Genomic DNA, 16310 nt, shown 5'->3' on the forward strand with positions numbered 1-16310 from the left:
AAGTTAAATATGGATTGGCAAATTCGAATTGCATTAATCGTCATTGGTATCATGGTTATTGGGTACATTGTTTTTGATTATCGTCGCCGTAAGTATCAAAGCGTAGAAAAAGAAAAACTAATTCAGCAGATGCGTGAATCTGCTCAGCAAGTTGACTCTGCTGGTTTCGATTTTACCGGTGTTGGGAATGTTCGCGTTGCCGATAAAAATCAACCTGATGAAACGATGAGAGTTTCTGATTGTGAAGAACAGACTGGTGTAACTGTTGATGAGGTGAGTGATAAGAATACTTTACGGTCTCATTCAGAGGTATTGGAATCAAATAAATCAAAATCGAATGCATCAAAATCTTATTCCTCAGAATCCTTAACAAACGTTGTTTCGTCTAGTGATTCAATACAAAAAGAAAATGAAAAAAATCACTTAACTGAACAAATGAGTATGGATGTTTCGGATAATAGTCAGTTGCAAACTTCACCTGAATTAGTGATGTCTCTTATCTTGAGAGCACAAGGCGATGTGGTATATGCGGGCAAAGATTTTATGCCGCTACTACTTTCACAAGGATTACGTCATGGTGATATGGGAATTTTTCATCGTCATTCTGGCGCTGCCGGTAAACCTGGCCCTATTATGTATAGCGTCGCAAATGCCATAAACCCCGGAACTTTTGATATTCAAAATATAGAAACCTTTACAACACCTGCTTTTGCATTTTTTATGACCGTACCGGGCCCCGTTGATCCCGTCAAAGCCTATGAAAACATGGTCAATACAGTACGCTTACTCAAGCAAGAGTTAGGTGGACAAATTCTGGATGAAACCAAAAGTGTTTTTACCGAACAAACATACCAACATCAGTTAGAGGTATTAAAAGCGTACCTGGCGAAATCAAGAGTTGCTCATTAGTTTTGTTTTATTGAATAACATTTATTAAATAAATCACGCTAAAGTATTGCAACTCAATAACTTTTTAATTGAGTGACTAATAGAGTTATTTGTCGCTGATTGTGAATCCACTTTATATATTTTAACTTGTTGAGTTTTTCAATGACACTTGATATTCAAAAACAAATCGATCACTTAAAAGCAACTATCGAAGATTACAACTATCAATATTATGTACTAGACAATCCGTCGGTGCCCGATGCCGAATATGATCGATTAATGCGTGAATTAAAAAGTCTGGAAAATGCTCATCCAGAGTTGATTACTGCTGACTCTCCGACTCAAAAAGTTTCAGGTAAACTTGATAATAGTTTTCAACCAATAGAGCATTTAACGCCCATGTTATCTTTAGATAACGTATTTAATATCGAAGATTTTGCCGCATATCAACAGCGTTTACATAACCGATTAAAAGATGATGCCGTTTTGGCATTTACCTGCGAACCTAAGCTTGATGGACTTGCAATCAGTATTGTCTATAGAAATGGTCTTTTAGAATTTGCCGCGACACGAGGCGATGGAAAAGTGGGTGAAGATGTTACTCATAATATCCGTACTATCGCCAGTATTCCATTAAAGCTAAGGGGTGATTATCCTGAGCTGCTCGATGTTCGTGGAGAAGTATTTATGCCTAAATCGGCTTTTGAAAAAATTAATCAAGATGCGATTGAGCAAGGCGTAAAAACTTTTGCTAATCCACGTAATGCTGCCGCAGGAAGTTTACGCCAGTTAGATCCGTCAATAACCGCTAAACGCAATCTGGCTGTTTATTTTTACTCAATTGGTACGGCAGAAGGACAAGCATTAGCAGATACGCATTATCAACGTTTAATGCAGCTGAAAAGTTGGGGGTTACCTGTTTGTCCAGAGGTAAAAGTGGTTGAAGAAGCGCAAGGCTGCCTGACTTATTATGACGACATATTAAACCGTCGAGATCAATTACCTTATGAAATCGATGGGGTCGTTTATAAAGTCAATACTATTGCCACACAACAAGTACTTGGCTTTGTTGCAAAAGCACCTCGTTGGGCGATTGCTCACAAATTTCCCGCTCAGGAAGAATTAACCCGACTATTAGCCGTTGATTTTCAAGTCGGTAGAACGGGGGCTATAACGCCGGTAGCTCGGTTGGAGCCAGTGTTTGTTGGCGGTGTAACGGTATCAAATGCGACCTTGCACAATATGGATGAAATCGAGCGTTTGGGGGTTAAAGTTGGTGATACAGTAATTATTCGACGGGCCGGTGATGTGATACCTCAAATTATATCCGTCGTGCTTGAGCGGCGTCCTGATAATGCAGCAGATGTGAATATCCCCGAACATTGTCCTGTGTGCGCTTCTGAAGTTGAACGAGAGCCAGATCAGGCAATTTATCGATGTACTGGCGGATTGGTATGTGATGCTCAGAAAAAACAGGCAATAAAGCATTATGCATCACGAAAAGCGATGGATATAGAAGGGTTGGGTGATAAATTGATTGAATTGTTGTGTGATAAAAAGTTACTTGGCAATGTGACTGATATTTACGCTTTATCGAAAACGTCAATCATTAACCTGGAAAGAATGGCTGAAAAATCTGCCGATAATTTGCTATCTGCGATTGAGAAGAGTAAGCAAACGACTCTGGCAAAATTTATTTATGCGTTGGGTATACGGGAAGTTGGTGAGGTGACGGCATTAAACCTAGCTAATCATTTTTTAGAAATTGAGCGCTTAGTTGAAGCATCTCAAGAACAATTAGAAAGTATAAAGGATATTGGCGAAGTCGTTGCTCATCATATTGTTGCGTTTTTCGCAAATGAAGAAAATCGAATTATTATAGAAAAATTACTTGAAGCTGGAGTGCATTGGCCTACAATAGAAAATCCTGATGAAGATCAACAACCACTTTTAGGACAAACTTGGGTTATCACTGGAACCCTCGCACAAATGAAAAGGGCAGAAGCACAACAAAAATTACAACAGCTTGGTGCTAAAGTTAGTGGCAGTGTTTCGTCAAAAACTTTCGCTTTACTTGCGGGTGAATCTGCTGGATCTAAATTAAATAAAGCAACTGAACTTGGAATAAAAATATATACAGAGGAAGAATTTGTGACAATGATTAGTTCAATTAATTAAAATTATCTCTGTATAGTAATAATAAAAATCTAATTGATTTTAGACTCAAAATTACATTTTGTTTTTGAGAAGTCCTTCACAAATTTAATCTCTATTTAATGTGAAATTTTTACCAAATTCCTCTATCCTTGCACACATTATTTTTATCTAATATACAACTTCAGCAGAAGTTAAACCCCTAAAAAAATAGAGGATTTTTGAAATGGCGACAACTAAACATCAGTGGGTGACATTCCAAAAAGGGCGAGTAAAAGTTAAAGCGTGTGCAAGTTGTGGTGATTTACACTTACCAAGTAATACTGATAAACCATGCGAAAATTTAGGGATATTGGATAGTCAAATTGTAAAAGCTGGCTATAAATTATATAGCGAACCTCAAGCAATGGCTTCTTGAAAATAATTAAAAATTTATTTTATTTTTTTAATTTTAGTTTTAGAAAAAAGGCCTCGACAAGCGAGGCCAAATAAAACATTAGACCATGGGTAGAAACTAATGTTTGTGGGTAAAAGTCCTTTTTAAAACTACTAGAAGTCCATAGAAAGATTTAAATTGTACGTACGACCAAATACATCGGAAATGCCGTAGTTTCCACCAAATAAACTAGGCTTTCTTGGTGGTTCTTTGTCGGTTAAATTACGAATACCGAATCCTAAAGTCATAGAATCTGATATTACGTAGTATCCATTCATATCTAATCGATATAGCATGCCAACTTTTCCAATTCCGTCTGGATAGATTTCATCGTAATTGGCAACTGAGTGGTCGAGGTCGGGATCTGCAACTGCTTTTCCGCGAATATTGGCAACTAATTTTGTACCCCAAGTATCGCTATCATACCCAATGCTTAAATTGGCTCTAACTTTAGGTTGAGCAAAACTACCTGCGTAGTAGTCTGCATCTAAAGTCTTAGGATCGGAAACAACCTTGCTCAATTGAAGCCTTGTCATCAATAGACGGGCAGAGAATCTACCTGGCATATCGCCAAAAATTTCAGATGCATCTAGTGAATATTTAACTTCATAATCAATTCCTTGAAGATCATTAGAAGCCAAATTAATTTGTCCGCCTTTAAGTGCTGTTATAGCTCCACCGCCTGTTCGAGTGATCAAGGAACATTCGAAATTATCAAGAGTTGGAGTATCGTAACACCTAGTAAGAACATCTTGCATAGAAAGTGTTGAAATTTGATCTTCCATTTGGATAGACCACCAGTCTGCTGAAATACTAAAGTTTGGTATTGCATCTGGTGAGAACACCATTCCTAAAGTAAAGGTATCTGCATCTTCAACTTTCAGATTGAGGTTACCTGAAGATAAATAATCTCTGCTGGATGTTGAACGTGGATCTTCCCATCCTTCTGGAATACCTTCTGCCGCACAATTAGCTGTTCTAGCTGCGGGATTAGGTCCTTCACCTGGTTTGGCACAGGGATCTGTTATGAAAACAGAACTAATGAAGCCTGGATTATAAAGTTCATAAGGGCTAGGAGCTCTGATACTTTTTGAGCCAGTGAGTCTAAATTTTAAATCATTAGTTGGTTGGAAAGATAACCCAGCAGACCATGCTTCTGCTTTTCCAACGGTGCTGTAGTCAGATACCCGATAAGCTGCTTTTAAGTCCAGAGACTCTAATATTGGAATATTAAATTCAGTGTATGCTTCCTTAACATCTAAACTTGTAGTTGGAACAATTGACGTTTGACTTTCCAAAACAATATTGAGAGCATTTTGTGCGGTGTCAGGCGTGAATCCAATGGTGTCTCTGCGATAGTCCGCACCAACTGCAATACTGAGTGGCCCTGCTGGCAATTCTAAAATTGGGCCAGTAATATGGGCTGTAAATAATGTTTGCTTATTAAACTGAGAATTTAATGTTTGCGTTTTAACCCAATCTAACGCTTCTTGATTGGTGTTTGTACCAAAAATAGCGAGTGGTAAACATCCTTTCGCACGCTCATCATAATGTTCTCCAGGGATAGTCGCTCTACAAACTGTTTCGCCTGCGTCATTCAATGCTGCATCAAAGGCAAAGTTATAGCGATCTTTATATAATCGATTTAACCCTTTATTTAAAGATCTGGCTTCGCCATGCTGTGCAGAAACCGCCCAGTCAAATTCACCAAAATAGCCTTCTAACCCAATGTCAAACGTGTAGTTATCACGCTCATTTTTGTTACCAATTCGGCCGAATTCTTCGTGCGTTCGATAAACATAATCATATCTACCTAAACTACTGTCTGCTACTATAGTATCCCAGCTTTGGTTATCCATAAAGTCACGGACAGATTGTGGCAAAGTTGGATTATCTCGGTACACAACCATAGGATCTTCGGTATAAGCAACTTGTCCGAAACCTTCTGTATATGTTGTGGACATTTGAAGACTGGAATTGAAGCTTATATTTTCAGTAATTTCGTAGTTCATATTGACGAAAACACTGAATACTTCTTGCTTGCTTCTTAATGGCCAAGCATATTCACTGAATCGAAATCCGGGGCCTCCAATGGTGTATTGACCATAAAAAGTTCTATCATTGAATGTTAATTCACCGGTAGTTTCATCAATATAGTAATTATCGTATTTCCAATCATCCCAATTCCAAGTTCTTAAACCTCCAGTTGTTGGGTAAGTTGCGGTAACAATGTCGTTTACAACTAGTATGTCTGGAATTCCATCGGTAGAAGTCTTACTTTCTGGGTTTGAAACAGTACTTAAGAAATTTTTACCGGATACAAAATCTCTGTCTTTTTGTAATAAAGGCTGGGTATTAGTAAAACTAATACCAGTCGACACATTTCCTTTTCCATCGGCAAAATTTCCACCCATTGTGAGCGTAAAAGTTTGTGTTTCACCACCAGATTGCTCAGGTTGAGTCGCCCCTAGGCGTAAGTTAAACCCTTCAAAGTCAGACTTTAAGGTAATATTGACTACGCCACTGATTGCGTCCGAGCCATATATAGCAGATGCACCACCAGTCAGAAACTCGACCTTTTCAACCAAAGCAATTGGAATTGTTGATAGATCTACTGATGAAGACGTTAAACTTGATGAAACACGTCGCTTACCATTGATCAGTACTAATGTACGATTTGAACCGAGTGAGCGCATGTTAGCGTAAGTCGTACCTGATCCCGTACCACTATTACCATTGTTTCCTAAATTACTACCAATCCCCATTTGCGGAAACTCTGCTAAAGCCTCTTCCAGATTGGTATATCCGGTTTCCAATAATGTATCTGCTTCGATAACCATAATTGGACTAGGTGATTCAAAATTTTCTTGTTTGATTCTTGAACCAACGATAACAACTTTTTTTGATTCTTTTTCGGCGCTAGCTTCTTCGGCATATGAGTATTGTGTACCCAATACTCCAGACACTAAAACTGCTCCTAAAGACAGAGTCAGTCCGAGTGTTTTTTTATTATTTAAATAATTGTGCACTTTAATGCCCCCTTGAGAATAGATTGTTGCCTGCGTACTTCAAACAACGCAGGTTCTCAATTTATACCCTAAAAAAAATATGGGTGACAATTGCTATAATTTCGAGCGATGTGAAAACGGCCTAATATTAGGCTGTTCAAATAATAATTAATTATTGATAAAAATGGTTGTGTATGGTGTCGCAGTAATTATTACTTAAATTATTTAAAAGGGGAGTATGCTCGTTAAAAAAAATAGAAAGAAATAAAAGATGCATAAAATTAATGAGTTAGCTGTTTTTATTTGGCAATGAATTGCGGGACAAAGTTAATTTAAAAACTTAACTAACTCAATTAAAAAAAATTAACAATATATCAAAGTATTTTGGTGATTGATAAATAAAAAAAAGATATGAAGAAAGGCTGATATTTTTATAATTCAATAAAAATTATGGTGCACAATAAGCGAAAAATTTTGTAGTTGAATGACAGTGAAATTATTTACTTGTAATGACAAATTTAAACCAATAAAAAACAAAATTAAAATAAGTTTATTTGATTTATTCTTTGTTTTTTAATGCGTAATTCTTTTTCTTTATTTAATCTCACCCGACAAACCTTATACTAAAATAAATTAACAAAAAATGCAAAATAATTAATTTTATAAAGTTTTAGATTGGCTTTACTATTTTTAATGTAGTGTAAACTCTAAATATAAAACTGGTAAACGACGTTTTTGATTTCAGGTGAAGCGCATAAAAAAGCCAGCTAATAAAGCTGGCTATACTAAAATGATAGGAGAGGTTAAACGCTCTTTATAAAAAGCGTATTAACGAGTCAGAAATTGATGTAGCCATTGATTGACTTCATTATGCCATTGGAGGCTGTTAGCTGGTTTTAGTACCCAATGGTTTTCATCTGGAAAATATAACAGTTTACTTTCGATGCCTTTCTTTTGCAGGGCGGTGAAAGTTGCTAAAGCCTGGGTTACCGGAATTCGGTAGTCCAGTTCTCCCTGTACCACCAGCATCGGTGTTTTCCAGTTATTGACATAATTGACAGGATTGTATTTTTCATAGTTTTCCGCAGATTTAAAGTGTGGGCCAGCGTGTTCCCATTCAACAAACCAAAGCTCTTCGGTAGAGTAGTACATCATTCTGTTATCAAAAATACCATCGTGATTCACTAAACATTTAAAGCGATCAGACCAATTACCTGCAATCCAGTTAATCATATAGCCGCCGTATGACGCACCTAATGCACAGGCATTGTCACCATCGATGAAACTATATTTTTCAATTGCATGTTTTAATCCTTTTTGTAAATCTTCAAATGGTCGACTTCCCCAGTTTTGACTAATCGAATCAGTAAATTTTTGTCCATACCCGGTTGAACCATGAAAATCGATCATTACTGAAACAAAGCCTTGGCCTGCATAAGTTTGAGGATTCCAGCGATAATGAAAATGATCACCGAAACTCCCTTGTGGACCACCGTGAATTAAAAATGCCAGTGGGTATTTTTTACCTTCTTCAAAGTTTGCTGGTTTAACAACATATCCATAAACTGTCTCATCATTCCAACCTTTAAAACTAAATTGTTCATAATCGCCAAATTGTATTTGTGACAATTGCTGCTGGTTGTTAAAAGTAATTTGCTTTTGATTCGTGCCATCTAAATCACTCACAAATAACTGGCTAGGACTTTTTAAAGAATCTTTACTAAAAACAACTTTATCTTGACCCACGGTTACTGCAGTAATTGCACCTTCCTGATTAAAAATAATTTTTTTACCAGACTTAATGTCATACTTCCAAAGGGCATTTTTACCAAGATGATTGCCGGTTAAATAAAGTGACTTATCATCAGGTGAAAATGCAAGACTTTGAAATGATCGATCCCAGTTTTCAGTCACTTTCGTTGTTTTACCTGATTTAATATCCTTAAGAATAACTTCAAATCGGTCTGCTTCGAATCCTGGTCTGCGCATTGCTAAATAAGCAAGCTTTTCGCCATTGTGACTAATAACCGGTTGAGTATCCCATGCTTGATTGGCAACTGTTAAGTTCGTTGCTTTGGCCGGATTGTCTAAAGCGACTTTATAAATATCAAAATTTGTTGAAGAAGGTTCTTGAGCATCTTGAATTCTGGCAGAAAAATAAACGCTGTTACCGTCATCAGAAAAATTATATTCTTCATCGCCGCCAAATGGATCGGATGGGACATTGGCATTAACGGATTTGGATACAGGAATAATAGTGGAATCTTTTATCTTGCCTTTTTTATTTAAAGCAACAGAAAATAATTGTGATTGTGTTTCATCGATCCAGTGATCCCAGTGTCGAACAAACATCTTATCATAGACAACGCCACTATGCGGTTTTTGTTTATTCAGTTCATGTCGAGATTTAGTACAACTGAAATCTTTGCAATCAGGAAATACGCTGGCAGAGAAAACAATTTTATCAGTGGAGCGCGATAATTTAAATGAAGAAACATCAACCGGAAAGTCAGTAATTTGTACCGGCTTTTTCTTGTCGATGTTAATTTTCCAGATTTGTGAAGATTTGCTGCGAGAGGATAAGAAATAAATATCTTCGCTGTTGGCTGACCACTTAGGTGAATGATCGGCTGCCGGATCGCTGGTTAAACGCACCGCTTTTGAGTTATCCAGATGTATTAACCAAATATCAGTACGCCCTTTGTTAGCTTTCATATCGGTTGTACGTACGACATAAACAACTTTCTTACTGTCTGGTGAGATTGCCGCACTACTAACACGCTCAAAATTGATCATATCTTGAGCAGTAAATGGTTTCTTCTCGGCATTGGCAGTGACGGATATGGTCGCTACCAGTATGAGGGTTAAGAGATGTAATAATTTCATTGATTATTATTCCTTCGTGTTTTTATTAATGTTGCTGCATTTTGCGGCTAAGTATTCGTTAGATCAAGAGAACAGCAGAATTAGCTATTTATCAAATTTTGACCCGACAAGATTAAATATGACAAAGATATATTCTTTTTGTCATAAACAGGTTGACAGCGATCAGTTAAGCCCTTAGAATTCCCGCCGATTTTGGGGCTATAGCTCAGCTGGGAGAGCGCTACACTGGCAGTGTAGAGGTCAGCGGTTCGATCCCGCTTAGCTCCACCAATTTATGCTTAACTGATATTTTAATTTAATCTATAGAAATTTATTGATAATTAAAGAATAAAAAGCATAAATAAGTATTACATTTGTATTAAATTCGAATATAATACGCCAAAATTTCTAGTCCCCTTCGTCTAGAGGCCTAGGACACCGCCCTTTCACGGCGGTAACAGGGGTTCGAACCCCCTAGGGGACGCCATATTGAAAGCCGGTCTTATTAAGGCCGGTTTTTTTATTTGTACAATAATATTTTATCCTTTTATCCTCAGCAGTTACTCCAATAAATCAGTTATCCCAATTACTTTTAGTCTTATCAATAAACTTGCTTTAATCGCGGATTGAAATTTTTATGTTGGGTTTAAAGAAAGCTGATAGTTTTTCCCATTTAAGCTATAATAGCCCAACCAAAAATGTGACATTAATAATTAAAATTTTTGCTGATTCATCGCGCAATTTGTTGCACTGCCAATTGGTTGGCAAGCAGGTGAATACTACGTAAGGTTCATTGCAAAGTTCATATTCAGTTCATCGCACGATGCTTTGTTAGTTAGTAATTTTAATGTCAACTTAATCACTTTTTATTTAACTACAAACAAAGATTTTAAATGTCAAATTTTTGCAATTTAATATCTCGTTTGATTCTAAATTGAAAACTAAGATCGGGGGAGCTTAGATGACGGCTATTCAGAAAGCTGACTTTATTGAAAGTGTAGAAAGCGCGCTGCAATATATTTCTTATTATCATCCAAAAGATTTTATCGATTCATTACATCAAGCCTATCAAATAGAAAAAAATCCTGCGGCTAAAGATGCAATGGCGCAAATATTAATTAACTCGCGAATGTGTGCAGAAGGTAAAAGACCCATTTGCCAGGATACAGGAATCGTTACGGTATTTGTCAAAATTGGTATGAGGGTTTCCTGGAACACCGACATGACGGTACAAGAAATGGTTGATGAAGGTGTTCGTCGAGCGTATCAGAATGCAGAGAATCCTTTGCGTGCTTCAATTGTTAAAAATCCTGTTGGTCCAAGAGTTAACACCAAAGATAATACACCTGCCGTTGTGCATGTCGAAATGGTAGAAGGGAATAAAGTTGATGTGACGGTTGCTGCTAAGGGCGGTGGTTCTGAAAATAAATCAAAGTTTGTTATGCTTAATCCGAATGACTCAATTGTCGACTGGGTACTTAAAACAGTGCCTACTATGGGGGCTGGTTGGTGTCCACCTGGTATGTTAGGGCTGGGTATTGGTGGAACAGCTGAGAAAGCGATGGTAATGGCCAAAGAGTCGTTAATGGATCCAATTGATATCCAAGAACTAAAAAGTAACGGCGCTAAAAATTCTGTTGATGAGTTGCGTTTAGAATTATTTGAAAAAGTTAACCAGTTGGGGATTGGCGCACAAGGGTTGGGTGGTTTAACAACTGTACTGGATGTAAAAATTAAAGATTGTCCAACTCATGCTGCATCGTTGCCTGTTGCGTTAATTCCAAACTGTGCTGCAACCCGTCATGCGCATTTTGTGCTCGATGGTTCAGGGCCTTCATTTGTTGAAGCGCCGGCATTGAGTGACTGGCCTGAAATAGCACGACAAGGTGGTGATCAAGCCAAGCATGTTAATTTGGATAATATTTCTCAAGCCGAAATTGAAAGCTGGCAACCGGGCGATACTTTATTGCTATCGGGAAAAATATTAACTGGTCGAGATGCCGCGCATAAAAAAATTAAAGACTTGCTCGACAGTGGTAAGTCACTACCTGAAGGCGTCGACTTTGAAGGACGGTTTATTTATTACGTAGGCCCTGTTGATCCGGTTAGAGATGAAGTTGTTGGACCGGCCGGGCCCACTACATCAACACGAATGGATAAATATTCTGACATGATGTTGAATGCCAAAAGTGAAGGTGGTTTAGGATTGATGGGAATGATTGGTAAGGCTGAACGAGGCGAGTTTGCACTTGAGTCTATCAAGAAGAATAAATCAGTCTACTTGATGGCGGTTGGTGGTGCTGCATACCTGGTTTCAAAAGCGATTAAACAATCCCGTGTGGTTGCATTTGAAGAGTTGGGAATGGAAGCTATTTATGAATTTGAAGTGCAAGATATGCCGGTAACTGTTGCTGTTGATACTAATGGAGATTCCGTGCATAAAAGTGGTCCTCAAATTTGGAAACTGAAAATTCAAGAGCACGCGTAAATTTAAATCGCGCTCAAATGAATTGAGGTGTTGTATTAAAAAAGTAAAACTAATAATTAACAAGAGAGTAACATAATGAGTCAGCAACAAACTCCGGGTAATCGTTTTCGACAGGCAGTGGCTGCCAACAAGCCATTACAGTTAGTCGGGACAATTAACGCCTTTACTGCACATATGGCTAAACAAGCAGGGCATCAGGCTATCTATCTGTCTGGAGGTGGTGTTGCTGCAAACTCCCTTGGTATTCCGGACTTAGGAATCAGTACTATTGATGATGTGTTAACTGACGTGCGTCGAATTACAGATGTATGTGACTTACCATTAATGGTAGATGCCGATACTGGTTTTGGTGGTGCATTTAATATTGCACGAACTATTCGATCGCTCACTAAATTTGGTGCAGCGGGTTGTCATATTGAAGATCAGGTAGCTGCGAAACGTTGTGGCCACCGTCCCGGAAAAGAGATTGTTTCAAAAAGCGAAATGATAGATCGGATTAAAATGGCGGTGGATGCCCGTACTGATGATAGTTTTGTCATTATGGCACGCACTGATGCGTTAGCTGTAGAAGGCATGTCATCGGCTATTGAGCGAGCGAACGCCTGTATTGAAGCCGGAGCAGACATGATTTTTCCTGAAGCGGTTAATACGCTTGAGCAATATCAACAAATCAGGGCGGCTATCGATGTTCCCATATTAGCCAACATTACTGAGTTTGGAAAAACTCCTTTGTTTTCTACCCCCGAGTTAGGCGACGTTGGGGTTGATATTGTTCTTTATTGCTGTGGCGCTTATCGCGCAATGAATAAAGGTGCCGAGGCATTTTACCAGGCACTGATTGCCGATGGACATCAACGCAATGTCGTCGACAAAATGCAGACCCGTGAAGAACTTTATCATTATTTAAACTATCATCAATACGAGCAAAAACTTGATGAACTTTTTGCCGATAATAAGGAGAAGTGAGTCATGACTGATTCTGAAACTGGTTCAGTATTACCTAAACCAAAAAAATCTGTTGCATTATCTGGGGTTGCCGCTGGCAATACTGCTTTATGTACCGTTGGCCGTTCAGGTAATGATTTAGCCTATCTTGGCTATGACATATTGGAATTTGCTGAAAATGCTGAGTTTGAAGAAATTGCTCATCTGCTCATTCACGGACGTTTGCCTAATCGAGCAGAATTAAAAAATTATAAGCAAAAGCTTAAATCTTTGCGAGGTTTACCGCAGGCAGTAAAGACTGTATTGCAAGCTATTCCTGCGGCTGCGCATCCAATGGATGTATTGCGCACGGGATGTTCTGTTTTGGGAACGGTACTGCCAGAAAAAGATGAACAGGCACCCGCAGATGCCAGAGATATTGCCGATCGGTTGTTGGCATCGTTTGGTTCAATGTTGTTGTACTGGTATCACTATAGTCATAATGGCAAAGCAATTCAGGTTGAAACGGAAGATGATTCAATTGGCGCACATTTCTTGCATTTACTTCACGGTGAAAAGCCAAATGAGTTGTGGGAAAAAGCAATGCATACCTCTCTGATTTTATACGCTGAACATGAGTTTAACGCTTCGACTTTTACATCCCGTGTGATTGCGGGGACGGGTTCTGATATGTATTCGGCTGTCAGTGGTGCAATTGGTGCTCTGCGAGGTCCAAAACATGGTGGTGCTAATGAGGTTGCATTAGAAATTCAAAAACGATATGCCTCACCAGATGAAGCAGAAAAAGATATAAAAGAGCGAATTGCGCGTAAGGAAATTGTGATTGGCTTTGGTCACCCAGTTTATACGGTATCTGATCCACGTAATGTCATTATCAAAAAAGTCGCTGAAAAATTGTCAACTGCTCAAGGTGATAAATCACTATTCAATATTGCTGAAAGACTAGAGTCGGTTATGTGGGAAGAGAAAAAAATGTTCCCTAACTTAGATTGGTTTTCTGCTGTTGCTTACAATGTCATGCACATTCCAACTGCGATGTTTACACCCATTTTTGTGATGTCACGAATTACTGGTTGGGCAGCACATATTATGGAGCAGCGTGTCGATGGAAAAATTATTCGACCCAGTGCAAATTATATTGGTCCCGACGCTAGGGAGTGGATACCAATTGAAAAAAGAAAATAATTTTAATCAGTTTTATTTAACGAAAAGGAGAGATTAGTCTCCTTTTCTTTTATCGATGAAAAAAATCTACATTGTTTATTTATTAATTAATTGGAGTGACACATGAGTGCAAATGTTGAGTCAAATGTTAAACCTGACTACGATCAACCCATTAAAGATATCGCAACTTATGTAACAGATTATGTTGTTGAAAACGATCATGTTTATGACACTGCTCGTTACTGTTTAATGGATACGCTAGGCTGTGGATTATTGGCATTGCGCTATCCTGAATGTACCAAACATTTAGGACCGATTGTTCCTGGTACTGTTGTTCCAAATGGTGCCAGAGTACCAGGAACTCAGTTTGAACTAGATCCGATTAAAGCGGCATTTGATATTGGTTGTATTATTCGTTGGCTTGACTTTAATGATACTTGGCTAGCTGCAGAGTGGGGGCATCCATCTGATAACATGGGCGGAATTTTAGCGGTTGCCGATTATATTTCTCGTCAAAGAATTGCTAGTGGATATGAGCCATTGACAATGTTTGATGTATTAACGGCAATGATTAAAGCTCATGAAATCCAAGGGGTGATGGCACTGGAAAACAGCTTTAACCGTGTTGGCTTAGATCATGTTGTACTGGTTAAGCTGGCTTCGACTGCTGTTGTGACTCAAATGTTAGGTGGGGACAGAGAAGAAATTCTCGATGCTGTGTCTCAAGCATTGGTAGATGGTCAAAGTTTACGAACCTATCGTCACACGCCAAATGCCGGATCAAGAAAATCTTGGGCTGCGGGCGATGCAACTAGTCGAGCTGTTCGATTAGCGTTAATAACCATGACAGGTGAAATGGGGTATCCAGGGGTATTAAGTGCCAAAACCTGGGGATTTTATGATGTATTATTTGGCGGCAAAGAATTTAAATTCCAGCGTCCCTACGGTGAATACGTGATGGATAATATTTTATTTAAAATTTCTTTTCCAGCTGAGTTTCATGCGCAAACTGCTGTGGAGTGTGCAATTAAATTACATCCAGAAATTATCAATCGATTAGATGATATTGATCGCGTTGAACTAACGACTCATGAATCTGCCATTCGAATTATCAGTAAGCAGGGCGAATTACACAACCCGGCAGATCGTGATCATTGTTTACAATATATGGTCGCAATTGGCTTAATCTTTGGTCATTTGGAAGCCGATCATTATGAAGCAAATGTGGCGGCAGATCCTCGAATTGATACGTTACGCGAAAAAATGGTTGTTGCGGAAGATAAACGTTATAGTGAAGAATATCACGATCCTAACAAGCGAAGTATTGCCAATGCGATTCAAATTGTTTTTAAAGATGGCACGAAAACTGAAAAAGTTGAAGTAGAATATCCAATTGGTCATAAATTCCGACGTGAAGAAGGGATTCCTGTACTGCAAGCTAAATTTGAAAGAAATGTGAAAACGCGTTTTCCACAAAAACATGCCAATGCTATTGTTGAAATATGCAACGATAAAGAAACTTTTGAGGGAATGCCTGTGAATGAATTTATGGATTTATTAGTCATCTAAGGATTGATTCTAAAATACTGAAGATTCATTAATAATAAAAAAAGCTGCTTTATTTGCAGCTTTTTTTATAGTTTTTTTATTATAATGTTGGTTCATCAATCAATATAATTCGTTAATTGATATAACCCGATATTCAGCTATTCTTTAATCGGATTAGATAGTAGTTGCCGCAATCCTGCTAATAAAGATTTTTTCTTAAAAATAAAATGCCATCGTGATCCACCTGACTGACGCCATAAGAAACAGGCTCTAATGGCTGCCAGTAATGCTGCGCGAACTTTCGCCTGAGTTTCTGGTTGTTTTAAATAGGCGGGTTCACCTTTGACCTGAATTCGTTGTGATAATTTTGATAATGTTTGTTTATAAATATCAGAGCATTCATTTATGAGTCGCTCAAATTGTTGCTCATCTTGATAGATTGACTGATCTGCATAGTCTTCGGAAAGCTGTTGAATTTTTTCAGCCAGCTTATCCATTAATGAGCGGTTTTTAGCAAACTGTGTTTGAAGTGCCATTACACTAATCACCATACCCACAAACTCTGGATCTTTGTCTTTGTTATCGGGATCAATTTGTTGACTTAAAATTCTAAGTCCACTGCTTACTTCGAAGCTACCTGAAAATACACCAGCGGCACTGGCAGCATCAACTTTTAATAAACTGGCTAATACGGCTTTAAAATCTGTATCATTTGTATGACCTTTCCATGCTAAATGCTGAACGATTCTTACAGACTGAGCGATGCCAGCCAATGCAATACATTGATCAATTACTTGTTGATTAACACTCATAT

At 38.2% G+C, this 16310-nt stretch carries 10 protein-coding genes and 2 tRNA genes; 9 read left to right on the forward strand and 3 right to left on the reverse strand.

Annotated elements, in window-relative coordinates:
• The first annotated feature begins 9 nt into the window (after window positions 1-9).
• The 3 genes from zipA to ABVT42_RS01190 all read left to right on the forward strand — a co-directional run bounded on the left by zipA (window position 10) and on the right by ABVT42_RS01190 (window position 3460).
• On the forward strand, window positions 10-909 hold the full coding sequence (gene zipA, locus ABVT42_RS01180) for a cell division protein ZipA (RefSeq protein WP_353873266.1): 900 nt from the start codon (window positions 10-12) through the stop codon (window positions 907-909).
• A 141-nt stretch (window positions 910-1050) separates the two neighbouring features.
• The gene (gene ligA, locus ABVT42_RS01185) at window positions 1051-3066 is read left to right on the forward strand and encodes an NAD-dependent DNA ligase LigA (RefSeq protein ID WP_353873267.1); all 2016 of its coding nucleotides are present in this window, start codon (window positions 1051-1053) and stop codon (window positions 3064-3066) included.
• 202 nt (window positions 3067-3268) lie between these two features.
• Entirely contained in the window at window positions 3269-3460 is a 192-nt protein-coding gene (locus tag ABVT42_RS01190; protein WP_353873268.1) for a hypothetical protein, read from the forward strand.
• Between the two features lie 131 nt (window positions 3461-3591).
• Here ABVT42_RS01190 and ABVT42_RS01195 read toward each other — a convergent pair whose 3' ends face one another.
• Both ABVT42_RS01195 and ABVT42_RS01200 read right to left on the reverse strand, forming a co-directional pair.
• Window positions 3592-6444, reverse strand: coding sequence for a TonB-dependent receptor plug domain-containing protein (locus ABVT42_RS01195; protein ID WP_353873269.1), 2853 nt, complete (start codon window positions 6442-6444; stop codon window positions 3592-3594).
• An 870-nt stretch (window positions 6445-7314) separates the two neighbouring features.
• Window positions 7315-9372: a prolyl oligopeptidase family serine peptidase gene (locus tag ABVT42_RS01200; protein ID WP_353873270.1), complete on the reverse strand. Its 2058-nt coding sequence runs from the start codon at window positions 9370-9372 to the stop codon at window positions 7315-7317.
• A gap of 194 nt (window positions 9373-9566) precedes the next feature.
• Between ABVT42_RS01200 and ABVT42_RS01205 the strand changes: the two genes are divergently transcribed.
• The 6 genes from ABVT42_RS01205 (at window position 9567) to ABVT42_RS01230 (ending at window position 15517) form a co-directional block, all read left to right on the forward strand.
• A tRNA-Ala gene (locus ABVT42_RS01205) sits at window positions 9567-9642 on the forward strand.
• A 120-nt stretch (window positions 9643-9762) separates the two neighbouring features.
• Window positions 9763-9838 (forward strand) — tRNA-Glu (locus ABVT42_RS01210).
• Window positions 9839-10312: 474 nt separating this feature from the next.
• Complete coding sequence (locus ABVT42_RS01215; protein WP_353873271.1) at window positions 10313-11839, forward strand: fumarate hydratase; 1527 nt, start codon at window positions 10313-10315, stop codon at window positions 11837-11839.
• 75 nt (window positions 11840-11914) lie between these two features.
• Window positions 11915-12805, forward strand: coding sequence for a methylisocitrate lyase (prpB, locus tag ABVT42_RS01220; RefSeq protein ID WP_353873272.1), 891 nt, complete (start codon window positions 11915-11917; stop codon window positions 12803-12805).
• A gap of 3 nt (window positions 12806-12808) precedes the next feature.
• Entirely contained in the window at window positions 12809-13969 is a 1161-nt protein-coding gene (prpC, locus tag ABVT42_RS01225) for a bifunctional 2-methylcitrate synthase/citrate synthase (RefSeq protein WP_353873273.1), read from the forward strand.
• A gap of 102 nt (window positions 13970-14071) precedes the next feature.
• Window positions 14072-15517: a bifunctional 2-methylcitrate dehydratase/aconitate hydratase gene (locus tag ABVT42_RS01230; RefSeq protein ID WP_353873274.1), complete on the forward strand. Its 1446-nt coding sequence runs from the start codon at window positions 14072-14074 to the stop codon at window positions 15515-15517.
• A 137-nt stretch (window positions 15518-15654) separates the two neighbouring features.
• Here ABVT42_RS01230 and hflD read toward each other — a convergent pair whose 3' ends face one another.
• Window positions 15655-16308 carry a high frequency lysogenization protein HflD gene (gene hflD / locus ABVT42_RS01235; protein WP_353873275.1) on the reverse strand — a complete coding sequence of 218 codons (654 nt, stop codon included), beginning with the start codon at window positions 16306-16308 and terminating at the stop codon, window positions 15655-15657.
• Window positions 16309-16310: the final 2 nt, after the last annotated feature.

The sequence above is a fragment of the Aliikangiella maris genome (assembly GCF_040719265.1).
GTDB lineage: Bacteria > Pseudomonadota > Gammaproteobacteria > Enterobacterales > Kangiellaceae > Aliikangiella > Aliikangiella maris.